The organism is Kitasatospora sp. NPDC093102 (assembly GCF_040683915.1).
Classification (GTDB): domain Bacteria; phylum Actinomycetota; class Actinomycetes; order Streptomycetales; family Streptomycetaceae; genus Kitasatospora.
In genome coordinates this window covers 20,041-42,487 of sequence record NZ_JBFBFA010000005.1, presented here as the reverse complement: position 1 = coordinate 42,487, position 22,447 = coordinate 20,041, and the positions used below count along the sequence as shown (strand labels likewise).

Annotated in this window: 18 protein-coding genes; 7 read left to right on the top strand and 11 right to left on the bottom strand. The window is 74.7% G+C overall.

Annotated features, from left to right (window positions below; all coding sequences use genetic code 11):
• Positions 1–13: 13 nt before the first annotated feature.
• The 5 genes from AB0O11_RS09460 to AB0O11_RS09440 form a co-directional block, all read right to left on the bottom strand.
• A complete protein-coding gene (locus AB0O11_RS09460; protein ID WP_363383626.1) occupies positions 14–1,450 on the bottom strand; it encodes an RtcB family protein in 1,437 nt (478 codons plus the stop codon).
• Between the two features lie 67 nt (positions 1,451–1,517).
• Positions 1,518–1,973: an archease gene (locus tag AB0O11_RS09455; RefSeq protein WP_363383624.1), complete on the bottom strand. Its 456-nt coding sequence runs from the start codon at positions 1,971–1,973 to the stop codon at positions 1,518–1,520.
• A gap of 82 nt (positions 1,974–2,055) precedes the next feature.
• The gene (locus AB0O11_RS09450; RefSeq protein ID WP_363383623.1) at positions 2,056–3,294 is read right to left on the bottom strand and encodes a styrene monooxygenase/indole monooxygenase family protein; all 1,239 of its coding nucleotides are present in this window, start codon (positions 3,292–3,294) and stop codon (positions 2,056–2,058) included.
• Between the two features lie 159 nt (positions 3,295–3,453).
• Complete coding sequence (locus AB0O11_RS09445) at positions 3,454–4,206, bottom strand: alpha/beta fold hydrolase (protein WP_363383621.1); 753 nt, start codon at positions 4,204–4,206, stop codon at positions 3,454–3,456.
• Between the two features lie 380 nt (positions 4,207–4,586).
• Positions 4,587–5,207, bottom strand: a complete 621-nt coding sequence (locus AB0O11_RS09440) for an AAA family ATPase (protein WP_363383619.1) — start codon at positions 5,205–5,207, stop codon at positions 4,587–4,589.
• A gap of 181 nt (positions 5,208–5,388) precedes the next feature.
• On the opposite strand from AB0O11_RS09440, the gene AB0O11_RS09435 reads away from it, so the two are divergent.
• Entirely contained in the window at positions 5,389–6,939 is a 1,551-nt protein-coding gene (locus AB0O11_RS09435; protein ID WP_363383617.1) for an AMP-binding protein, read from the top strand.
• A 166-nt stretch (positions 6,940–7,105) separates the two neighbouring features.
• The gene (locus AB0O11_RS09430) at positions 7,106–7,288 is read left to right on the top strand and encodes a hypothetical protein (RefSeq protein WP_363383615.1); all 183 of its coding nucleotides are present in this window, start codon (positions 7,106–7,108) and stop codon (positions 7,286–7,288) included.
• 48 nt (positions 7,289–7,336) lie between these two features.
• On the opposite strand, the gene AB0O11_RS09425 is transcribed toward AB0O11_RS09430, so the two are convergent.
• From AB0O11_RS09425 to AB0O11_RS09415, 3 genes are all read right to left on the bottom strand, one after another.
• Positions 7,337–8,323 carry an ABC transporter ATP-binding protein gene (locus tag AB0O11_RS09425; protein WP_363383613.1) on the bottom strand — a complete coding sequence of 329 codons (987 nt, stop codon included), beginning with the start codon at positions 8,321–8,323 and terminating at the stop codon, positions 7,337–7,339.
• A gap of 136 nt (positions 8,324–8,459) precedes the next feature.
• Positions 8,460–11,291, bottom strand: a complete 2,832-nt coding sequence (locus AB0O11_RS09420) for a hypothetical protein (protein WP_363383612.1) — start codon at positions 11,289–11,291, stop codon at positions 8,460–8,462.
• Positions 11,288–14,611, bottom strand: a complete 3,324-nt coding sequence (locus AB0O11_RS09415) for an FtsX-like permease family protein (protein ID WP_363383610.1) — start codon at positions 14,609–14,611, stop codon at positions 11,288–11,290. Before AB0O11_RS09415 ends, AB0O11_RS09420 begins: the two co-directional genes overlap by 4 nt.
• A 419-nt stretch (positions 14,612–15,030) precedes the next feature.
• Between AB0O11_RS09415 and AB0O11_RS09410 the strand changes: the two genes are divergently transcribed.
• A complete protein-coding gene (locus AB0O11_RS09410) occupies positions 15,031–15,765 on the top strand; it encodes an ABC transporter ATP-binding protein (protein ID WP_363383608.1) in 735 nt (244 codons plus the stop codon).
• 103 nt (positions 15,766–15,868) lie between these two features.
• Here AB0O11_RS09410 and AB0O11_RS09405 read toward each other — a convergent pair whose 3' ends face one another.
• From AB0O11_RS09405 to AB0O11_RS09395, 3 genes are all read right to left on the bottom strand, one after another.
• The gene (locus AB0O11_RS09405) at positions 15,869–16,036 is read right to left on the bottom strand and encodes a hypothetical protein (protein ID WP_363383606.1); all 168 of its coding nucleotides are present in this window, start codon (positions 16,034–16,036) and stop codon (positions 15,869–15,871) included.
• A 323-nt stretch (positions 16,037–16,359) separates the two neighbouring features.
• Positions 16,360–17,979: an alpha/beta hydrolase gene (locus AB0O11_RS09400; RefSeq protein ID WP_363383605.1), complete on the bottom strand. Its 1,620-nt coding sequence runs from the start codon at positions 17,977–17,979 to the stop codon at positions 16,360–16,362.
• Positions 17,980–18,229: 250 nt separating this feature from the next.
• Positions 18,230–18,835 carry a TetR family transcriptional regulator C-terminal domain-containing protein gene (locus tag AB0O11_RS09395; RefSeq protein WP_363383604.1) on the bottom strand — a complete coding sequence of 202 codons (606 nt, stop codon included), beginning with the start codon at positions 18,833–18,835 and terminating at the stop codon, positions 18,230–18,232.
• Positions 18,836–19,018: 183 nt separating this feature from the next.
• Between AB0O11_RS09395 and AB0O11_RS09390 the strand changes: the two genes are divergently transcribed.
• From AB0O11_RS09390 to AB0O11_RS09375, 4 genes are all read left to right on the top strand, one after another.
• Positions 19,019–20,218, top strand: a complete 1,200-nt coding sequence (locus AB0O11_RS09390; protein WP_363383603.1) for an FAD-dependent monooxygenase — start codon at positions 19,019–19,021, stop codon at positions 20,216–20,218.
• Positions 20,219–20,251: 33 nt separating this feature from the next.
• A complete protein-coding gene (locus AB0O11_RS09385; RefSeq protein ID WP_363383601.1) occupies positions 20,252–20,773 on the top strand; it encodes a MarR family transcriptional regulator in 522 nt (173 codons plus the stop codon).
• Between the two features lie 112 nt (positions 20,774–20,885).
• Positions 20,886–21,374, top strand: a complete 489-nt coding sequence (locus tag AB0O11_RS09380) for a hypothetical protein (RefSeq protein ID WP_363383600.1) — start codon at positions 20,886–20,888, stop codon at positions 21,372–21,374.
• Positions 21,371–22,237 (top strand): NmrA family NAD(P)-binding protein, encoded by an 867-nt coding sequence (locus AB0O11_RS09375; RefSeq protein ID WP_363383599.1) that lies wholly within the window; start codon positions 21,371–21,373, stop codon positions 22,235–22,237. Before AB0O11_RS09380 ends, AB0O11_RS09375 begins: the two co-directional genes overlap by 4 nt.
• Positions 22,238–22,447 lie beyond the last annotated feature (210 nt).

The following is a 22,447-nucleotide window of genomic DNA, read 5'->3' as shown; positions in this document are numbered from 1 at the left end:
CCGGTACGGCGGCTCACCCCTTGCACACGCCCAACGGCACCAGCCGGGCGACCTGGCGGGCGAGCCCGACGGCCTCGGTGACGGCGGCCACCGCGTCGACGTCCTTGTACGCCTCGGGCGTCTCCTCGGCCAGCGCCCGCCAGGACGTCGGCCGCACCGCGACCCCTTGTGCCTCCAGCTCGCTCTTCAGCCGCTCGCCGCGCACGGTGCGCAGCGCCTGGTGGCGGCTCAGCACCCGCCCGGCGCCGTGACAGGCGGAGCGGAAGGCCTCGTTGCCGGGCAGGCCGACCATCACGTACGAGGCGGTGCCCATGGTGCCCGGCACCAGCACGGGCTGCCCGGCCTCCGCCAGGTCGGCGGGCAGGTCGGGGTCGCCGGGCGGCAGCGCCCGGGTGGCGCCCTTGCGGTGCACGCACAGCGTCCGCGGTTCGCCGTCCACCTCGTGGGTCTCCAGCTTGGCGAGGTTGTGCGAGACGTCGTACACCAGTTCCAGCCCGACGCCGAGCGCGGTGGCGAAGGCGCGGCGGGCCGCCTCGGAGAGCAGCTGCCGGTTGGCCCGGCCGTAGTTGGCGGCGGCGGTCATGGCGCCCAGGTAGGCGTGACCGCGCGGGGAGTCGACCGGGGTGCAGGCGAGCTGGCGGTCCGGGAGCTCGATCCGGTAGCGCTGCAGTTCGCGGTCCATGGCGCGGACGTGGTCGGTGCAGATCTGGTGGCCGAGGCCGCGCGAACCGCAGTGGATCATGACGCAGACCTGGCCGGGCCGCAGTCCGAAGGCCTCGGCGGTCCGGGCGTCGTGCACCCGGTCGACGGCCTGCACCTCCAGGAAGTGGTTGGCGGAGCCGAGGCTGCCGACCTGCTGCAGCCCGCGCTCGACGGCCCGGGTGCTCACCTCGCCGGGGGCCGCGCCGGCCAGCACGCCGCGGTCCTCGCAGCGTTCCAGGTCGCGGGGTACGCCGTGGCCGTGCTCGACGGCGTAGCGGGCGCCGCCGAGCAGGAGTTCGTCCAGTTCCTCCGGTCCGGACAGCCGCCACAGGCCGCCCCGGCCCAGGCCGCGCGGAACGGTGCGGTCCAGCAGGTCCATCAGGCGGCCGATCCGCTCCCGGTCGAGTTCGTCCCGGCTGACGCCGGCTGCCAGCAGCCGGACCCCGCAGGAGATGTCGAAGCCCACCCCGCCGGGCGAGACCACTCCGCCCCGCTCGACGTCGGTGGCGGCGACCCCGCCGATCGGGAACCCGTAACCCCAGTGCACGTCGGGCATCGCGTAGGAGGCCCGGACGATCCCGGGCAGCGTCGCCACGTTCGCCACCTGCTCCAGTGCCTTGTCCCCGGCGGCCTGCGGCAGCAGCGCGCTGGTCGCGAACACCACGCCGGGCACCCGCATCGGCGGGCGCGGCTCGATCCGCCAGCGGTGCCGGCCCGCCTCGGCCAGTGCGATCTCCACCTCGCTCACCCCGCTCCGCTCACCCGCTCCCGACGAGCCGTCCCGGCGGATTGTCCGGACGGCCCGCCCGGGCGGCTCAGACGTCGACGGTGGCCCGGCAGGTCCAGCCGTCCGGCCCGGCGCTCAGGTCCAGCTCGTGCAGGGAGACGGCCTTCGGCACCGCGCCGACCAGGGCGGCCGTGGCGGCGTCCGCCATCCGGAAGCGGACCGTCACCCGGCGGGCCCCGTCCAGGCCCTCGATCGGGCCGACCGCCACCGCGACCGGCAGTTCGCCGTCGGCGTCCATCCGGTAGATGACCTCCTCCAGGACGCCCGCGAGCAGGTCCGGGTCGCTCACCGCGAGGACGGTGCAGCCGCGCTCGCCGACGATCCGCGCGCCGGCGAGGTCGGCGAAGCTGCCGACGACGGCGTGCACCAGCTCGCCGATGCAGCCCTCGGCCGTCGGCGCCCAGGCCTCTACCCGCAGGTCGGCCGTGTGCGGCACGCTCCGGTGGCCGCTGGCGGACCGGCCGGCGGGCTCGCGTCCGTCCACGAGCGACGCCTCCCGCACCCGTTGCCCTCTTCCCTCCAGCGTCGTCCCGCGGGCCGCCCGGAGGCAAGTGCGGGCGGGTTCGTCAGGCTCCGACCGAGGCCAGGTAGGCGGCGGCCAGCTCGGGGGTGGCCAGCCAGGCGGCGTGGTCGCTCGGCTCGGCGTAGGTGTTGGCGAGCCGGCGGCCGACCTCCGGGTGTTCGGCGGCGGCCGCGAACACGCCCTGGAGGTGGTCCGGCACGGTCAGCATCGCAGCCGTGAACTCCACGCTGTGGCGGGCTTGCTGCTGCCAGAACCGCTCGGCGGTGCGGCACATCCAGTCGGCCGTGTACGGGGCGTCGCCGTGCTCGACGACGGCCCGGCGGTAGGCCTCGGCCGCCCGGGCGGCGTTGTTGGCGCCCTGCCCCGTGATCGGGTCGGTCACCACGACCGCGTCGCCGAGGCCCAGCACGTGGACGGCGTCCACGCCCGAGCCGAGCTCCGCCACCGGGTGTCGGACCACCGGGGTGACGGCGCCGAACAGGCCCGCCCCGGCGTCGGTCGGCTCGGCCTCCGTCCAGAGCTCCGCTTCCCAGGGCAGGTACTCGCCCAACAGTTCACGGATCCGGTCCAGTTGGACGTCCGGCGGCGGCGCGTCGCCGAACGCGTCCAGCGGGCTGCCGGGCAGCGCCTCCCAGAGCAGGACGTCGCAGGGGCCGGAGAGGGTGAGCGCCGGCTGCAGGTACAGCTCGCCGAGACCGGGCAGGGCGTTCATCCGGGCCCTCGGCCCGGCGGCCGGGTCCGGTGAGCCGACGCCGTGCGCGTACAGGCAGGACAGCGCCCGCTGCGGCCGGTCGAAGGGCGAGCGGACGGCGTCGCGCTCGAAGATCCCGGACAGGGCGCCGCGCCCGGCCGCGACCACGGTCAGCTCGTGCCGGCGGGCCAGCTCGTGCAGCCCGCCACGGTCCAGCGTCCGGTACTCGACCTCGCCGCCGCGCTCGGCCAGCAGCTCCAGCCAGCCGGCCAGCTTGAGCCGCTGGTCCACCGACTGGGCGGGCTCGTCCAGCGTCATGGTGTACTCCAGGGCCCGCACGCCCGGGGGCGCCGCCAGCACCGCCTCCACCGAGGAGACGGCCGGCGCCCGCTCCGCCCAGAGGTCCAGCCCGGCCGCCGCCTCGATCCGCAGCGCGGGGCCGAACATCGCCTGGGTGGACAGCACCCGGCCCCCGCGCAGCTGCTCAGGGGTGCGCTCGGCGACCAGCGTCACCCGGTACCCGTCCGCCACCAGCCCGAGCGCGAGCTGGAGGCCGGCCTGGCCCGCTCCGACAACGGCGATCCGGCGCACGGCTTCCTCCCGGTGATCTGCTGATGGCCCGTCAAGCAGGCACAGTAGTCGAGCGGGAGCGCTCCGGTCACCGATCCGGGCACATCGGTTCGACGGCCGGCGCGGTGTCCGGTTGGCGCTCCCGGTGGGCTGCCGCCCCGGGCGCCCACCCCGACCGGCTCAGCCGCGCAGGTGCGCGGTGAGCAGCTCCACCACGGCCCCGGTCCGGTCGGCCAGGTAGAAGTGCCCGCCCGGGAAGACCCGCAGGTCGAAGGCGCCGGTGGTGTGCCGCTCCCACTGGCCGACCTGGTCGACGGTGGCGTGCGTGTCGGCCTCCCCCGCCATGGCGGTGATCGGCAGCGACACGGTCGCGTCCGGGGAGCTGCAGTAGGTCTCGACGGCCGTGTAGTCGGCCCGCAGGCTCGGCAGGATCAGCTCGCGCAGGCCGGGCATGTCGAGGATCCGGTCGTCCGTGCCGCCGAGCGCGGAGATCTCGGCGAGCAGTTCGTCGTCCGGCAGCTGGTGGACCGTGGTCGTCCGGGGCAGCGAGGGCGCGCGGCCGGCCGAGACGAACAGCCGATCGGGCCCCTTCACGCCGTCGCGCTCGAAGCGCCGGACCGTTTCGAAGGCGACGGCCGCGCCCATGCTGTGCCCGAAGAAGGTGAGTGGCCGGTCCGCCCACCCCCGCAGTTCACGGGCGAGCTGCTCGGCGAGCCCGGTCACCGAGTCGATCGTCGGCTCACCGATGCGGTTCTGCCGGCCGGGGTACTGGACGGCGAGCACGTCGGCGTACGGTGCCAGCGCATTGGCGAACTCCAGGTAGTAGCTGGCCGAGCCGCCGGCGTGCGGGAAGATCACGATCCGGGCGGGCGCGGAGTCGGACGGGTTGAACCTGCGGAACCACGGGTTCTCGACGACGGCGCTGCTGGGCATGCGGGGTGTGACCTCTCTCCGTGACGGACTCTGCCGGCCCCAGTCTGGCAGTGCCGGGAGCGTTCTGGCGATCATGGCCCCCGGTCGGCCGGTTCTCGCCCGTGCTCCCCGGGCCGGTGCCCACTCGCCGCCCGGGGGGACCGGCGGCCCGGCGGCCTTCCGGGCCGGTCAGGCCCGCCGCCGCCGGCGCCGTGCGCTGGGACCTGCTCTGCGGGATCGGCCCGGACGGCCGTTGGCACGGCTGGTTCGACGTCCGGGTCCGCGCCGATGCCCTGCGGCCGCTCGGGCTGCATCCCGAGCAGCCGTCCGCGACCGTCACCGGCACCTCGCCGCCCGGCTGGTGGCATGCGGCGGCCGAACGCCGAGCCTGGGACCGAGGTTCAGCCCGCGGCGCCGAAGCGCACCGTCCGGGCGCGGGAGCGGGAGACCGAGTCCAGCAGCAGCACGGACGAGGCCTCCGGCGTCGGCATCGGCCCGCCGGAGCGCACGTGCCGGGTGAAGGCGGCCAGCAGCCGCTCCAGGCCTCGGCGGTGGCGGGCGAAGGCCCGGGTGGAGGCGCGCCGGCCACGGGCCCGCTGACCGTCCAGCGCGGTGACGGCGCCGACGTCGAGCAGCACCAGGTGCAGTTCGCGGCCCTGGCGGACCGCCTCCCGGGCGAGCCAGCGCCGCATCCAGGCGCGGCTGCCGCAGTCGTGCACCAGCAGCGGACCGCCGGCGCGCACCGAGGAGCGCAGCAGCCGGAAGTGCTCCAGCCGGGCCCAGGGCCGGTACACCGCGTACGGCAGGGCGGCGGGCATCACCGCCTCGCAGGCCTCGTGCACCGTCCGCGGGTCCACGGACCGGACTGCGGCCCCGGACCAGCGCCGCAGCAGCGTGCTCTTCCCGGCCCCCGGAAGCCCGGACACCACCACGACGGCGTCGGCCGGGTAGGCGGTGACGAACCCCGCCCCGGCCTCGCCCCGCAGATCGACCACGCCGCACGGCGCCACGACCGCGTCCACCCCGCTGCCCACCAGCCCGAGCCCCCGTTCACGTCCGACCGGGAACCCTAACAACAACGCCGGACGGCTGCTCGCCCCGGCCGGGCGCCCGCCGGTGCCGGTGGGGCCCCGGTCGGCCGCAGTGCATCCGTGGGACCGGCCGTCCACTAGGCTGACGCACCGTCAGACAGGAGGGCTGGCCATGGCTGAGGCGGCTCCGACGTACACCGGGTCGGTGCTGGACGGGCTGGCACGCGACCCCGCCCGGGTGGCGATCCGGTACGGGGACGAGGCGTGGAGCGGGCAGCGGTGCCTGGACCTGGTGCACCGCACCGCCCGTGCGCTGGAGCGGGCCGGGCTCGGGCGCGGGGACGGGGTGACGGTGCTGGCCGGGAACCGGCCGGAGGCACTGCTGGTGCGCCTGGCCGCGAACCTGCTGGGCTGCCGGGTGGCGATGCCGTTCCCGGACGGGCCGGTCGCGGAACAGGTGGCGCTGGCGGAGTTCGCCAGGACCTCCGCGCTGGTCTTCGACCCCGCCCGGTGCGCGGCGGCGGCCGAGCGGTTCGGGCGGGCCGTGCCCTCGGCCGTCCTCCTCTCCCTGGGCCCGCCGCCGCGCGGGTTCGGCACGGACCTGCTGGACCTCGCCGCGTCCTGCTCGCCCGCCCCGCTCGAACCCCGCTACCGGCCCGAGGACGTGATGGCGGTGCGGTTCACCGGCGGCACCACCGGACGCCCGAAGGGGGTGCTGCGCCGCTTCGCCCGGCCGCCGCGCCCACCACTGCTGTCCGGCTCGGTCTTCCTCCTGTGCACTCCGCTCTGCCACGGCGGCGGCACCTCGGCGGACCTCGCGCTGGCCTCGGGCGGCACGGTGGTGATGCAGGACGGATTCGACGCCGGCGCCGTACTGGCGGCGGTCGAGCGGCACCGGGTGTCCCGGACGTACCTGCCGCCGCACCTGCTCTACCGGCTGCTGGACCACCCGCTGCTGCCCACGACCGACACCGGCAGCCTGCGCCGGGTCGGCTACACCGGCTGCGCGCCCTCGCCGCGGCGCCTCGCCGAGGCGACCCGGCGGCTGGGCCGGGTGCTGCACCAGACCTACAGCCTGACGGAGTGCGGGCCGGTCGCCCGGCTGGGCCCGGACGAGCACCTGGCGCCGCGGCTGCTGACCACCGCCGGCCGCCCGTACCCGGACACCGAGCTGCGCATCCTGGACGAGGACGGCGCCGAGCTGCCGCCGGACCGGACCGGGGAGATCTGCGTCCGCACGCCGACCGCGATGGCCGGCTACTGGCGCGACCCGGAACTGACCGAGCGGGTGCTCCGGGACGGCTGGCTGCACACCGGCGACCTGGGCAGCCTGGACACGGCCGGCTACCTGACGGTGGCCGGGCGGCGGGACCCAATGGCGATCATCGAGGGGCACAATGTGTTCCCTCGCGAGATCGAGGAGCCGCTGCGCACGCATCCTGAGGTGCGCGAAGCGGTGATGTTCACGACCACCGGCCCGGACCGCCTGGAGCGGGTGCACGCCGCCGTCGCACTCACCCCCGGCTCGCGGCTGACGGCCGAACAACTGCACCACTGGGCCCGGACGCACGGCCTCGGTCGGCGCGCCCCGGACGCACTCCTCCTGCTGCCCGCGATCCCGCTGAACGGCCTCGGGAAGCCGGACCTCACCGCCCTGCGGGCCCAGGTGGTCGGCGGGACCGGACGGCCGGCCGCCACCGCAGGGGCGCGCGACGGGGCATGACGCGCCCCACGAGTGCTTCGAGCGCCCACGCGGGCGACCTCTCGTGCGCCGCCCGGCGGGAAGAACGGTCCGTGGGCACTCGACCGTGCGGCCCGACCTGCCGATACATCCCCGGCAGCGTCGTACATCCCGGTGTGGGCCGCACCGTCCCCCAGGAGGCACTCCCTTGACCTGGCTACGCGTCCTGACCGCGCTGGGCATCCTCGCCGTGGCGGCCAGTGCCCTGATCGTCTTCGCCCTCTGCACCGCCACCTCCCGCGGCGAGCGCGCCGCGCAGGAGGCGCCGCCCGGCCTCCGTGCGGACGCCGAGGGCAGCGGCCTCTTCCAGCGGACGGGCGGCGACGGCTGACCGCTCCGGGAGGCGACGGCCGCCGCCTCCCGGAGCGGGCGTTCCGGCTCAGTGCCCCGCGAGGTCGTCCGGCCGGACCTCGATGTGGTCGGCCGCGAGGTCGACCGCCACCCGGTGCTCCATCCCGAGCGACTCCAGGAACTTGACCGGCAGCTGCACCCGGCCGCTGCGGTCCAGCATCACGTACTCGCGCTCGTTCACCGACTCCTCGCCGTGCTCGTCCGTCACGGTGCGGCGCAGCACCTCGCTGGCGGTCCGCCCGTCCCGGATCGCGACCGTGCGGCGGACCTCGCCCGCGACCATCGGGTCGTGGGTGACGATCACGACGGTGGCACCCAGTTCGCGGTTGACGGTGCGGAAGGACTCGAAGATGACCCCGGCGGTCTCCGAGTCCAGCTCCCCGGTGGGCTCGTCGGCGAGCAGCACCGGCGGGTTGTTGGCCATCGCCACGGCGATCGCCACCCGCTGCTGCTGGCCGCCGGAGAGCTCGTCGGGCTTGCGGTGGGCGAGCCCGCCGATCTCCAGCGCCTCCGTCAGCTCGGCCACCCGGGCCGCCTGCTGCTTGGCCCCGCCGCCGCCCGAACGACGACCGCGCAACTGCATCGGCAGGGCGATGTTCTCGGCGACGGTGAGGAAGGGCAGCAGGTTGCGGGCGGTCTGCTGCCAGATGAAACCGACCACCTCGCGCCGGTAGCGCAGCCGCTCCTTGACGGACATCTCCAGCAGGTCGCAGCCGGCCACGGTGGCGGTGCCGGCGGTCGGCACGTCCAGCCCCGCGAGGATGGTGAGCAGGGTGGACTTTCCGCTGCCGGAGGCGCCGACCAGGGCGACCAGGTCGCCCTGCCGGATGGTCAGTTCCAGTCCTTGGAGGGCCTGGACCTCGACCCCCTCCGCGCTGAAGATCCGGACCAGCCGGTCGCAGACGATGGCCGCCCCCGCGTCGTGCGCCTTGGGCGAGGCGGCGGCGAGGGCCCGCTGCTGGAGCTCCTGGAGGCTGGGGGCCTCGGCGACCGTCCGCTCCTGGGGAGTACTCATCACCGCTCGTCTCCTGTCTCGACTGCCTGCTTCATCGCACCGCTCTCCACTGTCCCGGCGGACCGGGCCGCTGTCACGGCCCGGCCACCGCTCCCGGACGCCGCTCCCGGCGTGTCCGCCGCTGTCGTTCCCTGCCTCATTGCCGCTCCCCCGCGCGCAGTTCGGTGGCGATCTGGCGCCGGCCGGCGACCAGCGTCTCCACCACCACACCGAGGCAGACCACCAGGGTCAGACCTGCGGTGGGCAGCAGCACCGGCATCACCGCGGGGGCCAGGGTGTCACCGACCGGGGCGCCGACCATCGCCGAGAGGTCGAAGGCTCCCCCGAGCAGGGCGACCGCGGCCAGGGCGACCAGACCGCCGCCGACGGCCGCCGCCAGGGTCTGCGGCAGCGCCTCGGCGACGATCAGCGCCAGGCCCTGCCGGGGCCGCAGGCCCATGGTGCGCAGCCGGGCGAGCACCGCCGTACGGTCCGGCGCGGCCCGCAGCAGCGTCAGCAGCACGGCCAGCAGGGCGAACCCGGCGGCGGCGAAGCCCGCGTACCGGAACAAACGTCCGGCGGCGTGCTGCACCGGATCGCCGGCCAGCTCGGCGATCATCTCGCGGCTGCTGTGGACCACGTAGCCGGGGGGCAGGCCGCCGGCGGTCTGCCCCGCCTCCTCGGCGTCCTTGCTGATCAGCTTGGCCAGACCCGTCAGCTGCTTGCCGCTGTTGATGCCGCGTTCCAGCATCAGGGCCCGGACCCGGCCCGGGTCGACGTCGCCGACCGCGAACCACTTGTTCGTCCTGGTCCCCCGCTTGAGCTCCGGCAGGTGCTCCGCCGCGGCGCCGGCCGGCACCACGATGAAGGGCCTTCCGGAGTCCGGCAGGGCGGGCGTGGCGTCGACGATCCCGGCCACCACGGTGGACATCTGGCTGCCACTGGGCGTGCTCACCTGCGGCGCGCCTGCGGCCAGGCGCTGGGCCAGGCTCCGGCTGAACAGCGCGGGCACCGGGCTGTCCTTGCCACCCGGGGCGGCCAGCTCGGCCGGGTCGAACCCGCCGACCCCGACAGTGCGGGAGATCTCCGCATAGGCGTCGGGCTCCACCACCACCAGGACGGCGCCCGTGTTGGCCCGGTCGGCACCGGTGAAGACGACCCGCTCCTCGACCCAGGCCCCGGTCGCCGCCCGGACGCCGGGCAGTTCGCCGGCCGCCTTGGTGAAGTCGTCCGGCAGGGTGGCGTAGGCCGGGACCGTGATGGACACGTCGCCGCCGGTGGCGATGCGCGCGGCACGCGTCCGGGAGTGGTCCACCGTGTCGAGCACGGTGGCGCCGAAGCCGGTGGCCGTGACGGCGATCAGCAGGGCGAGCACCGGCAGCGCGGAGGGCCGGCGGCGGCCCGAGTTGTCGCGGGCGGCCCGGACCAGGCCGAGGAAGCCGACCAGTCCGCGGCCGCGGCCGGCGAGTGCGGCCAGCCACCCGACCACGACCGGCTCGATCCGGGCCAGCAGCAGGCCGCCGGAGACGGCGAGCAGCAGCGGGGCGGCCACCATCAGCGGGTCCACTCCATCGCCCGGGTGGCCGACGCCACGGCGGCGGACCTCGGCCACCGCCGCGGCCGTGACGGCCAGCACGGCGAGCTCGCCGATCACCCGGCGCCAGCCGCCGGCGGTCCGCGGGCGCGCCCAGAGCAGGGCGGCCCGGGCCGGGAAGGCCAGGATCGCGAACAGGGTCACGGCGAGCGCCAGCAGCACCGGGCCGCCCCACCGGGGGGTGGGCAGCAGCACCAGCGCGAGGGCCGTCCCGAGCACGGCGGCGGGCAGCACGGTCACCGCCCCCTCACCGAGCAGCCGCAACAGCACTCCGCTGCGCGAGCCGCCACGGGCCTGGAGCAGCCTGATCTCGGCCGTGCGCCGGTCCGTGCTGAGCGCTGCGGCCAGGCACAGCACCACGACCGCGACGCCGGCGACGCCGGCCGGCCCGATGGCGCCCAGCGGGGCCGCGGCCTGGTAGCGGGCCGTGGCCCGGGCGAGGACGTCCGGCATCGGCGAGCTGACGCGCAGGTCGGCCCGGTGGGTCGAGCCGACCAGGGCGGTCATGCCGGGGCCGGAGGAGTACGAGCCGAGGAGCGCGCGGGTCCGGTCGAGCCGGTCGGCGCGCAGGGAACCGGCGTCGACGGGCAGCCGCCAGAAGTTCTGGCCGCCCGAACCCCAGTCGGCCAGCGCGGTCAGGCTGCCGCCGTCGACGAAGCCGCTGGTCCGGTACCACGCCTGGTCGCCCTCGACACGCAGGCAGGCCCTGGTCGGACAGCCGATTCCCTGCCAGAACGGGTCCTGGGGGTCGTTGGCCCGGTAGAGGCCGACCACGGTGCTGCGCAGCGGGACGGGTCCGTCGCTGCCACTCTCGATGACGTCACCGAGCTTGATGTTGACGGCCTCGGCGGCCTTCTGGCTCAGCACGATCGGCAGCGGGCCGTCGGCCGGGGCGGGGCCCGGCCAGGTGCCCGCGGTCAGCGTCGCCCGGTCGGCGAGGCCGTGCAGGTAGAACAGGCCGATCGCCGGGTCGGCCCCTTCGGAGAGCCTCGTGTACCCCGGGTTGGTCATGCCGCGCTCGGTCATGACCCGGGTGCCGTAGGCCTGACCCGACGAGTTCAGCGGGAGGTCCCGTCCGATCCGCTCGCTCAGCTTCTGCTGGGTGGCCTCCAGGCTTGCCGCGGCGTCGTCGCGAGTCGTCCCGGAGGTGTACTCCAGATTGGTCACGTTGGCGCCCAGGCTGCGCGTGAACTCCTGGAGCGCGGTGTCCGCGCCCCGGTCCTCGATGCGGGGGAAGGCCGCCGCCAGGAAGACGGTGACGAGGGCGAGGGCCGCCGTGAGCAACGCGGCCAGCGGCATCGCGCGCAGCCGGGTGCGGACCCACGGCGCGGGGCGGTGGGCACGGGTGGGCCCGGGCGTGGGGGTGGGCACGGTGGTGCCGGCCTTGGTGGTCACATCTCCTCCACGTGGCGCAGCCGGGCGGCCACGTCTCGACGCCGGCGCCCGATCAGGAAGGCCGACAGCAGCGGAACGACGGCGATCGCGGCCGCGAACAGCAGCGCCTGACCGAGTGGCAGCTCGACCAGCGCCTCCGGCACCGGGCGGCGGGCTGCCGGGGTCAGCACCACGAAGGGCACGATCAGCCGGACGAGCAGGGCGCCCAGGGCGAGGCCGACGATCCCGCCGAGGCCGACCAGCAGCGCGTTCTCGGCGGCGGCGGTGCGGGCGACCTGCTTGCGCGGGGCGCCCAGGGCGAGCAGCAGCGCGGAGTCCCGGGAGCGTTCGCGGGCGGAACCGGCCACGGCGGCGGCGAAGCCGATCGCGGCGAGCACCGCGGTGACGATCGCGATGGCCATCAGCGCGCTCTGCGGGGCGGCGCCGATCGGGTCACCGAGGAGGCCTTCGGAGACCTCGTCGTAGAGCACGAGGTCCTGGCTGCCGGGGGCGCCGCGCAGGGCGGCGGCGGCCTCGGCCGGGGCGCGGTCGCCCGGCCCGGCGGTGGGCAGCCACCACTCCGTGCGGGTGGGCAGGTCTCGGTCCTGGACCGCCAGCACCCGGGCGACGGTGCCGAGGTCCATCACCAGGGCCTGTCGGCCGACCACCGGTACGGCCTCGACCACGCCGGTCACCTTGACCGGGACGACGACCCCGCCGAACGGCACCCGGACGGTGTCCCCGACCGACGCTCCGACGGCCTTCAGGTAGTCGCGGGTGGCGACGCCGTCGACGGTGGCCGGAACGGGCGTCCCGGTCGGGCTCAGCACGGCGCGCACCGGGTCGCCGATGCCGCCGGCGGGGCGGTAGCGGACCGTGAACAGCGCGTCGGCGCCGGCCGTTTCGGAGGCGAGCGCGGCCACCGGTGAGCTGTCCGTGCCGCCGCGGACCGTCGGGGGCTTGAGGCTCCAGCCGGCACCGGTCGGCACCGGAACGGTGGTGGCCGGTCCCCCCGCGGTGTCGGAGACGGCCAGGTTCCGTACGGTGACCTCGCCCTCGCTGCGATCGCCGAAGTCGACGGTCGCGCCGACCACGGTCAGCGGAGCGGCGACCGAGCCCACCGGGGCGTCGACCAGCGCGCCGAGCGGGATCGAGGAGCGGACCTGGCCGTTCAGCGGGAGGTCGCCGAACAGGACCTTGTGGACCAGGCCGAACCGGTCGCGCAGCAGCAGCCGGACTTGGGGGTGGACCTGGCTGCTCCTGGACCACCAGAGCGCCTGGTCCTGCTGACGCACCGCGATGTCGGCGTCGATCCGCAGCGGGCTGCCGGGCAGCGGGATGCCGGCCGGGGCGGGCGCGGCGAGCGTGCCGAAGACCTCCGCACCGGTTCTGCCGTCGAGCAGGTCGGAGCGGACGGGGACGCGGTCGGCGAAGGCGGCGGCGTCCACGGCCAGCAGCTGGCTCCTGCCGCTCGGCAACGACTGTTCGTCGCGTACCACCGGGACCAGCCGGTCGCCGCCGGGCAGAGCGCCGTAGCGGCCGCCCTGACCCATCAGGGCGTTGTGCGAGCCGGAGATGCGCAGACCGCCGGCCGTGGCGAAGGCGGCCTGGTCGCGCTGGGAGGCGGTCCAGGTGGCCTGCTGGCCGAGCGCCAGGACGCCGGTGGCCACGGCCATGACGAGCAGCAGCACGGGTCCGGTGGCGCGGCCGGGGCGGCGGGCCAGCTGCCAGCCGACCATGGCGGGGCCGAGGCCGCGGCCCCGGGCCGCCGCGCGGGCACCGAGCCGGGCGACGAGCGGGAGCAGCCGCAGCACCACCAGGGTGCCGGCGCACAGGGCGAGCGTCGGGGTGGCGACCAGCAGCAGGTCCACGTCGAGGCGGCCGGTGGAGTCGGCGGACAGCCCGCCGCCGTACTGGTCGAGCTGCTGGTAGGCGAGCGCGGCCAGGGCGAGCACGGCGAGGTCGCCGCCGTTGCGGGCGACGCCGGAGACCAGGGCCTGCCGGCGACCGGCCCGGCGACGCAGGGCGGCACCGACGCCGCGCACCACGCTCGGCACGGTGGCCAGCACGATGCAGGCGAACGCGCAGACCACGGCCACCGGCCAGAGCGTCCAGCTGATGCCGGTCTCCAGGGCGACCCGGTGGGAACTGCCGAGGCCGGCCAGCGCGCGGACCAGGAAGGGGGTCAGCAGCGGGGCGAACACCGCGGCGGGCAGGGCCAGCAGCAGCGTCTCCAGGGCGGTGAAGGATCCGAGTCTGACAGCCGAGGCACCGCGCGCGGCGAGCATCTCGTTCTCGGACTCCTGCCGTGCGGCGATCAGGTGGACGACCAGCAGCAGGGCCGCTGCGGCGAGCACCGCCAGCTGGAGGGCGCCGATCAGCAGGGTGGACCGGGCGACCACCATGCTGTCGGACAACTCGCGCATGATGTCCGGCAGTTCGGTCTTCGCGCTGAGCGAGGCGGTGGTCTTCAGCTCACTGGAGAGCCGCTCGGCACGGTCGCCGGCGGCCTGCACGGCTGCCCGGTCGGCGCCGGAGAAGTCGGCGTCCAGCGACCAGCCGCGACCGCCCAGGACCAGGCCGGCCGCGGTGAAGGCGCTCTGGTCGACCATCATCGGGCCGAAGGTGGTGAAGCCGCCGACCTCGATCTCGCGGCCGCCGACCGGGTCGATCCGCCAGTACGGGGCGGTCGGGTCGGTGGCCCGGTAGACGCCCGTGATCCGGACGGTCAACGGCGTGCTGTCGACCCGGTCGACGAGCCGGACCTCGGCGGGCAGGGCCTGCTCGGTCAGGCCGAGCCGGCGCAGCAGGCTCTGCGGAACGGCGACCTCCGGGGCGGCGGACCGGACCGGCCCGGCGGCGCCCGGCCAGGCGCCGGCCAGCAGTTGGACCCGGCCGCGGTCGAGGTCGGCGAGGACCGTCAGGTCCGACTGGGCGCCGGGGCCCTGGCCCGCGGGAGCGGGGGCGCTGCCCGCAGGGGCGGAGCCGCTTGCGCTCACTGCGTCGCCGTTCGCTGCGGCGCCGGAGCCCGGCAGGCCGTAGGAGCGGCTGCGCATCACGCTGTCGGTGTGCACGGGCAGGTCACCGAAGAGCTTCTGCCGGTACGCGGCGAGTGCCCCCTCGTCCTTCGTCCGCTGGTCGAGCCCGTGCTCGCCGGTCACCACCACGGCGGTCCGGGCGTGACCGGGCCCTTGGAGCGCCTGCCGCAGGCCGGCCTCGCCGACACTGCTGTTGAAGGCCACCAAGGCGGTCAGCACGGACGTGGTGATCAGCACCGCGAACAGGACGGCGGCAGCCAGCGGCACTCGCCCGCGCAGTCGGCGCACGACGAAGCCGAGCATCAAGTTCCTCCCCCGGATTCATGTCCCCGGCTGCATCCCCGAGCCCCGCTCATCGATCCGATCCGAGTACAAATCGGCCATAGGTGGACACATCGCAAGCACGCCGGCGCATTGATCACCGGCAATCGGTCGCCGGATAGCGGACGATGCTGTCAGATTCGATCCAGAAACGGAAGGGACTTGCGCGAATCAAGTAAGCAGTGAGCAAATTCCTTTCATTGGTAGCATCCCGGCCAGGGATGCCCCCGCTTGAATGCCATGCACATTTCACAACTCCGGCCTCAGCGCGTCCAGTTGGCCCGGGACACCGTCACCTCGGATTCCCGCCCGGGAGCGCGAACCACCGGAGCAGCCATATCCGCAGAACCCGACAGAACCCGGACGGAACCGGGTTGCCACGCCCACAGGGGGGACGTCGCATGACGCAGCACCAGGCCGCCATCGCCGCCGACACCACCACCCGGCCGATGGTGGCCGTGACCGACCTCCGCCGGAGCTTCGGCACCGGCGAGCGGGCCGTGCACGCCCTACGAGGCGTCTCGTTCACCGTCGGCCGCGGCGAACTCACCGCGCTCAAGGGCCGGTCCGGCTCCGGCAAGACCACCCTGCTCAACCTGGTCGGCGGCCTGGACACGCCGACCGGCGGCAGCATCGCGCTGGACGGCATCGACCTCGCCGGGCTGGACGAGGACGGCCGGCTCGCCCTGCGGCGGGAGCGGATCGGCTTCGTCTTCCAGTCCTTCGGGCTGATCCCGATGCTCACCGCCGCCGAGAACGTCGGCGTGCCCATGCGGCTGCGCAAGGCCCCGGCAGCCGAACGCGAGGAGCGCGCGCACACCCTGCTCGCCCTGGTCGGCCTGGCCGACCACGCCAACCAGCGCCCCGGCGAGCTCTCCGGCGGGCAGCAGCAGCGCGTCGCCATCGCCCGCGCGCTGGCCAACGAGCCCAGCCTGATCATCGCCGACGAGCCGACCGGTCAGCTGGACTCGGAGACCGGACGCTCGATCATGGAGCTGCTGCGCGCGGTGGTGCGCAGCGAGGGCGTCACGGTGCTGGTCGCCACGCACGACCCGACGCTGATGGAGCTCGCCGACCGCGTGATCGAGGTCCGGGACGGGCGGATCATCGAGGAGGAGGCGGAGCGGGCGGCGTAGCGAGGCAGGTACCGGGCGGGGTTCCGGGCGGGTCGCGGCCACGGGGCTGGGCCACAGGCGTGGGGATGCGGGGTGCGTCCCCACGCCTTCGCCATGCCCGCGCTCAGCCCTTCGCCGGGATGATCGGTCGGGCGTGGAGGCGTGGACAGGCCGGGTCGGACCGGTCGGCGGCGCCCGGGTCGGCGTCCGGGTGGTCGGCGCAGGCGCCGTCCGTCGTCTCCTCGGGGCGGCGGGTGTTGATCCGGCAGCCGCAGGAGTCGATCCGGAGCACCGTGTCCGAGCGGTCCGCCCCCTCGGCATCCCAGGCCTGGGAATCGATGAATGAATGCGCGGCAGTACGTCATTTTCGGTGATTCATCACCGCCGTGACCTTCATCGCCTCACCGGAACTCCATTGTCAGTGGCATGAGCTACGGTCGCCGACAACTCGCAGGAATCCGCTCCGCCGGAGGTTCGATGACGATCCGCTGCCGCATTCTCCGGGACTTCCCGGTCTTGCGGGAACTCGCCCGGAAAGCACGGTCGTGGTGGCCGGCAGCACCGCCGACCACCACGACCGTCACCTTCTCCCCCGGGTCACCGGGGGCCGTTCCGTCAGACCGCCGGGAAGATCTCCGCGTCCGGCTTCAGCAGCTGGCCGGGCTGCGGCGCGGTGCCGTCCACCAGGTAGCGGGTGACCATCTGGTTCAGCGCCTTGCTGCGGCCCACGGCGCAGTGCTCGATCGAGTCGACGCTGACCAGCACGGCGTTGCCCAGCTCCTGCTGCATCCGCTGGGCGAACTTGTACTGGGTGGCCGGGTCGTAGAGGTTGCCGATCACCATCACGGTGTTGGAGGTCTTCTTGTTCCACGGGCCGGAGAAGCGCTCGGCGTCCCGGGCCGGGGCCGGCCAGCTCGCGCACGCCGGCGCGTCGAAGGCCTGGTAGCGGCCGAAGGTCGGCGCCTCCTTCTCCCAGACCTTGGCCGCGGTCGCGAACACCCGGTCGTTGGAGGGGTACGGCTTGTCCTGGCAGTTGACGGCCAGGTAGGAGTCGTCCGCGGTGTACTCGGAGTCGACCGGGGCCTCCCGCAGCGCCGCCCGCGGGACGTTCACCGAGAGCAGGGTGGCGTCCTCGTCCGCGACGTTCGCCTGCGGGGCCAGCAGGGCGGTCGCGTTCGGCTTCTGGAACACCTGGTAGGTCGCCTGGAGCGACTTGGCCAGCGGGGCCAGCTTGGCCTGCGAGTACAGGGCGCTGGCCACCTCGCCGGTGAAGCTGCTCAGGGTCACCTGGGAGCCGTTCGGCAGCGTGATCGGGCTGGTCCGCAGGTGGTCGCGGAGCTGGTCGAACTTGGCCCGGGTGTCGCCCTCGCCGAAGGCGCAGCGCGGGGCGCCGGCGGCCTGGCAGCGCTTCAGGAACTCGTCCAGGGCCAGCTCGAAGCCGTTCGCCCGCTGGCGGTCGTACTCCATGCCGTTGTGCAGGCGCAGGTTCGGGTCGACGTTGCCGTCGACGATGATCGCGCGGACCTTGTTCGGGTACATGTTGGCGTACGTCGAACCGATCAGGGTGCCGTAGGAGAAGCCGGCGAAGGTGAGCTGGGAGTCACCGACGGCACGGCGCATCCGGTCGAGGTCGCGCACCACGTTGATGGTCGACATGTGCTCGATCAGCGGGCCGGCGTTCTTGCTGCACGCGTCGCTGTAGTCCTGGTCCGCGTCCAGCGTCTCGTTGATCTCGGCCTTGGTGACCGGCACGCCGACCATGCGGTTGTTGACCGCGTCGGCGTCCTCCTGGGTCTTGAAGCACTTGAGCGGGTTGCTCCGGGCCACGCCGCGCGGGTCGAAGCCGACCAGGTCGAACCTGGACTGCACCTCGGTACCGAAGCGGGAGGTGGTCGCCCACATGTAGCCGCTGCCGCCCGGGCCGCCGGGGTTGAGGAACAGTGAGCCGATCCGCTTCGACGGGTCGCTCGCCCGCCGCCGCATCATGGCGATGCCGATCTTCTCGCCCGACGGGTTGTCGTAGTCCAGCGGCACGGGGTAGACGGCACAGTCATAGATACCGGGGTCCGGCTTGCTCGGGTCGGGGTTGCACGGCGTCCAGGCGACGGGGTCGACCTTCGCCTCGGTCAGGCCCGGGGCCTGGTCGAAGGGCGCCGCCGACGCGGCGACGGCGGTGCCGGTGACAAGCGCGAGGGCGCAGGTGACTGCTCCGGCCAACGTGGATATGCGGGACAAGGAACCTCCTCCGTACTGAAAGGGCGGCCCCAGCCTGTCAGCCGGAGATCTCTCTGTGAAGACCTGGGAGCAGCGGAAATCATCCGCTCGACGTACCGCGGATCGCAGAACATTCTGTGAATGAACCAACTTGACGGTTGATTGACCTGATGCCTCATCAATCGAAAGCACCAACCCGCCGTAGGCCGTCCGGGTCGGCGGAGCCCGGCGCGGACGGGGTCCGGCTCGCGCAGGCCGGGTCGGACACGCCTCAGTCGGCGGCCGCCCCGCGCAGGGCGGCCGCCACCAGCCCCTGGATCGCGTCGGCCGCGGGCTCCCCGCCGCCCACCAGGTGCTCGAAGACCAGACCGTCGATGCAGGCCAGCAGCGTGGCCGTCCGTCCGTCGGGGTCGGGTACCCCCTGGGCCGCGAGGAACGCGCGGACGGCGGCGCGCCCGGCGTTCTCCCGCGGGACGAGGATCTCGCGCAGCTCGGGATCGCGCACGCTCTCCACCGCGCAGGCATACCGGGCGAGCGAGCGCCGCCGCCCGTCGCCGGTCAGCCGCCGCCGCATCAACGCGCCGATTCCGTCGGCCAGTTCCACGGCCGAACGGACCGGCACCTGCTCCCCCATGGCGTGCAGCTCGCCCTGGTCCAGCTCCACCAGCCGCCGCACCAGCGCGGTGAGCAGAGCCTGCCTGGTCCTCAGGTAGGCCGAGGTGGTCCCGACCGGCAGCCCCGCCGCCGCGTCGACCGCACGGTGGGTCAGTCCTCGCACGCCGAGGTCCGCGAGCACCCCGATCGCGGCGTCCGCCAGCACCGTCCGCCGGTCCGGCCGCCCCGCATCGTCCCGCTTCCGATCCTCGTTTCGCCGCATCCCCCCTTTCTACCGGGCCCGCGCCACCCCACCACGCACCCGCTCCGTCCGGGCCGGCCACCGGTCGCCGCCATCCCACCGTCCAGGCGGACCCGCGCCACCCCCGTCCGTCGGTCGAAAGCCTCGTAGTACGCTCCTTCTACAGCTGTAGAAAACAGCGTGGCGACACGGGAAGGACCGGGCATGAGCGGCAACAGCGCGGTGGTGGTCGGAGGTGGGATCGGCGGGCTGGCGGCCGCGATCGGGCTCCGGCTGGCGGGGTGGGACGTGACCGTGGTCGAGCGGGCGGCCGTCCTGGACGATGCGGGCGCCGGCATCTCACTGGCCGCCAACGGGATGCGCGCGCTCGCCGCCCTCGGCGTCGGCGAGGCGGTCGAGGCGGCCGCGCGCCGCCAGTACACCGGCGGGACCCGGACGCCGGACGGGCGCCGGCTCGCCACGATGGACGGGGCCGCACTGGAACGCGAACTGGGCGCCCCGATCGTCGGCATACCCCGCGCGACCCTGCACCGCATCCTGCGCGAGGCGCTGCCCACCGAGTCCCTCGTCATCGGCGCCGAGGTCACCGAGCTGGACACCACCCAGCCGTTCCGGGTCCGGGCCGGCTTCGACGGCACCACCCTGGAAGCCGACCTGCTGGTGGCGGCCGACGGCATCAACAGCCGCCTCCGGCGCCGCCTCTTCCCGGCGCACCCCGGGCCGGCCTACAGCGGCTCGACGGTGCTGCGGGCGATCACCGAGCACCCGGTCGACGGGCTTGAGGCCGACTTCGAGCTGACCTGGGGCCACGGCGCCGAGTTCGGCCACATCGTCTTCCCGGACGGCACCGCCGAGTGGCACGCCGTCCTGAACGCCCCGGCCGGAATCCGCTACCGGGACCCCCTGACCGAGGTCCGCCGCCGCTTCGCCCGCTGGCACGAGCCGATCCCCTCACTGCTGGCCGCGACCCGGCCGGAGGCGGTACTGCACCACGATGTCAACGCGCTGGCCACCCCGCTGCCGTCGTACGTCTCGGGCCGGATCGCGCTGCTCGGCGACGCGGCGCACGCCATGACGCCCCACCTCGGCCAGGGCGCCTGCCAGGCGCTGGAGGACGCGGTGACCCTCGCGGCGGCGCTCGCCGAGGCCCGGACGGTCGAGGGCGCGCTCGCCCACTACGACGCGGCCCGCCGCCCGCGCAGCCAGACCGTGGCCCGCGACGCCCGCCGGGCCGGCCGGATGGGCCAGCAGCTCGCGCACCCGCTGGCGGTCGGCCTGCGCAATGCCGCGGTCCGGCTCACCCCGCCCGGCGCGATGGTCCGGACCGTCCTGCGGCACGCCGACTGGACGCCGCCCCGGATCGCTCCCCGTGCCGCCTGGGCAACAACCCGAGGCCCCGCTTGACCGGGAATCAGGTTAGGCGCCATATTACTTCTCGTGACCCAGCAGCCCGTGATCGGCCCCACCGCCCCCAGCCTCGACCAGGCCCGCCGCCAGATCGCCCGCTACGGCCTCACGGCCGACCCGCAGGCGATCCTGGTCGCGGCCCGGCTGATGGCGGCGGGCGCCCGGCTCGGCCAGGCCGGCGAGGTGCACTTCGGCCGTTTCGGCCTCTCCACCGGCCGCTACCGACTGCTGGCGGACCTGGAGGACCACGGCGGCGAGAAGTCCCCCTCCCAGCTCGCGACGAGTCTCGGCGTCTCCCGGGCGACCGTGACCGGCCTGGTCGACGGCCTGGAGCGGGAGGGCCTGGTGGCCCGTCGGCCGTCCACCGAGGACGGCCGCGGCAACGTGGTCATCCTCACCGCACGGGGCGCCGACAGGCTGCGGGAACTGGCACCCGAGCACTTCACCCGGATGCAGGCCCTGGTCGGGGGCCTCTCCCCCGAGGAGCGCACCACCTTCCTGGACCTGCTGGCCCGGGTGGTCGCGGGCATGGACGCGCTCACCGAGGACTGATCCGCACCCAGGCGGGCCGCCGTCCGGCGGCCCGCCTCCCCTCAGCCCCAATAGTTAGGTACCTAAGCACAAATACTTAGGTACCTAAGCACAACGGAAGGAAGTCCGACCCATGAGCAAGAAGGTCTCCGGCGCTCCCCCGCCCTTCGTCCTGTGGCGCGAGGTCCTGGTCGCCTACGTCATGCCCGCAGCCACGGCCGGGGCCGGCGGGGCCGCCACCGGCCAGCCGCAGCTGGTGGCCGCCGCGCTCACCACCATCGGCGGCACCTCCGCCCTGGTGGCCGCCGCACTCGGCGCCGTGCTGCGCCGCCGCCCCGTCCGCACGCGCCCCGCCCGCACCCCGCGCCCGCTCGCGGCTGCCGCACTCGGTCTGGCCGCCGCCGCACTCGGCCTGGCCGTCGGCCTGGCCGCCGCCCGCTGGCTGCCGCAGGTCCCGGCCCTCGCCGACAGCCCGTGGCCGCACCGACTGCCGGTCGACCTACCGGTCTCCTCGGCGATCGCCGCCACCATCACCACCTGGCGCTGGCGCGGCAGCCGCCCGACCCGCACCCCGCAGCACCGACTCCCCACCGCATCCCGACCCGAAAGGCAGACGTCATGATCGTCATCATGGGCGCCGGAGGCGCCACCGGCGGCGCGACCCTTCGCAGCCTCGCCGCCCTCGGCGCACCGAGCCGCGCCCTCAGCCGCGACCCCGCCCGACTGACCGCCGCGCTCGACGAGCGCACGCTCGCCCGCACCGCCGTCCTCCCGGCCGACGCCGCCGATCCGGCCTCCCTGCGCGCGGCCTTCCGCGGCGCACACCAGCTCTTCCTCACCATGGCCAACAGCCCGCAGCAGGTCCGGTACGAGCTGAACGCGATCGAGGCGGCGGTCGACTGCGGCATGGAGCACATCGTCAAGGTCTCCGCGCCCGCCGCCGAGCCGGACTCCCCCGTCGCCGTCTCCCGCGGCCACCACCTGATCGAGGAGCGGCTGCGCTCCTCCGGCATCACCACCACCGTCCTGCGGCCCTACGCGTTCATGCAGAAACTGCTGCTCCTGGCGCCCGGCATCGCCGCCGCCGGAGTGGTGCACGGCGCACTGGGGCAGGCCCGGTGCAACTACGTGGACGTCCGGGACATCGGGGACGCCGCGGCCGAGGTGCTCACCCGCCCCGAGCTCGCCGGCGGCACCTACCCGCTCACCGGCGGACGGGCCTACAGCTACCCGGAGCTCACCGCGCTGCTGGGCGAGCTGCTCGGCCGGCCGATCCGCTACCTCGACCTGAGCCCGTCCGAGCTGCACGCCCACCTGGTCGGCCGGGCCGGGATGCCGGACTGGCTGGCCACCCACGTGGTGGAGATCCAGCAGCTCGCGGTGGTCCGCAAGGAGACGCCCGACGACACCTTCCTCCGCCTCGCCGGACGCGCTCCGCGCACCCTGGAGGCCTTCCTCGGCGAGAACCTGCACCGGTTCCGCTGACCGGCGGGCAGCACGGCGGGCCGGGCCCGGACCGGCAGGACCGGCCCGGAGAACCCGGCCCGCCACCCGAAGGGAGCAGCATTCACTGTGTCATGGATCACGATCAAGAAATCGACCTGACGATCCGTCAATTCGACTGACATCTCGTCACTTCAGTGAAAAGAGGCCTCAGTTCTTGGATGATGTTTCGTCAGATTCAGCCATTCCGGC

Coding starts and splice junctions, on each gene's coding strand:
- AB0O11_RS09445 (WP_363383621.1), bottom strand. CDS start 4,206: ATGCCCAGCAGCGCCGTCGTCGAGAACCCGTGGTTCCGCAGGTTCAAC.
- AB0O11_RS09435 (WP_363383617.1), top strand. CDS start 5,389: ATGGCTGAGGCGGCTCCGACGTACACCGGGTCGGTGCTGGACGGGCTG.
- AB0O11_RS09425 (WP_363383613.1), bottom strand. CDS start 8,323: ATGAGTACTCCCCAGGAGCGGACGGTCGCCGAGGCCCCCAGCCTCCAG.
- AB0O11_RS09415 (WP_363383610.1), bottom strand. CDS start 14,611: ATGCTCGGCTTCGTCGTGCGCCGACTGCGCGGGCGAGTGCCGCTGGCT.
- AB0O11_RS09410 (WP_363383608.1), top strand. CDS start 15,031: ATGACGCAGCACCAGGCCGCCATCGCCGCCGACACCACCACCCGGCCG.
- AB0O11_RS09395 (WP_363383604.1), bottom strand. CDS start 18,835: ATGCGGCGAAACGAGGATCGGAAGCGGGACGATGCGGGGCGGCCGGAC.
- AB0O11_RS09390 (WP_363383603.1), top strand. CDS start 19,019: ATGAGCGGCAACAGCGCGGTGGTGGTCGGAGGTGGGATCGGCGGGCTG.
- AB0O11_RS09380 (WP_363383600.1), top strand. CDS start 20,886: ATGAGCAAGAAGGTCTCCGGCGCTCCCCCGCCCTTCGTCCTGTGGCGC.
- AB0O11_RS09375 (WP_363383599.1), top strand. CDS start 21,371: ATGATCGTCATCATGGGCGCCGGAGGCGCCACCGGCGGCGCGACCCTT.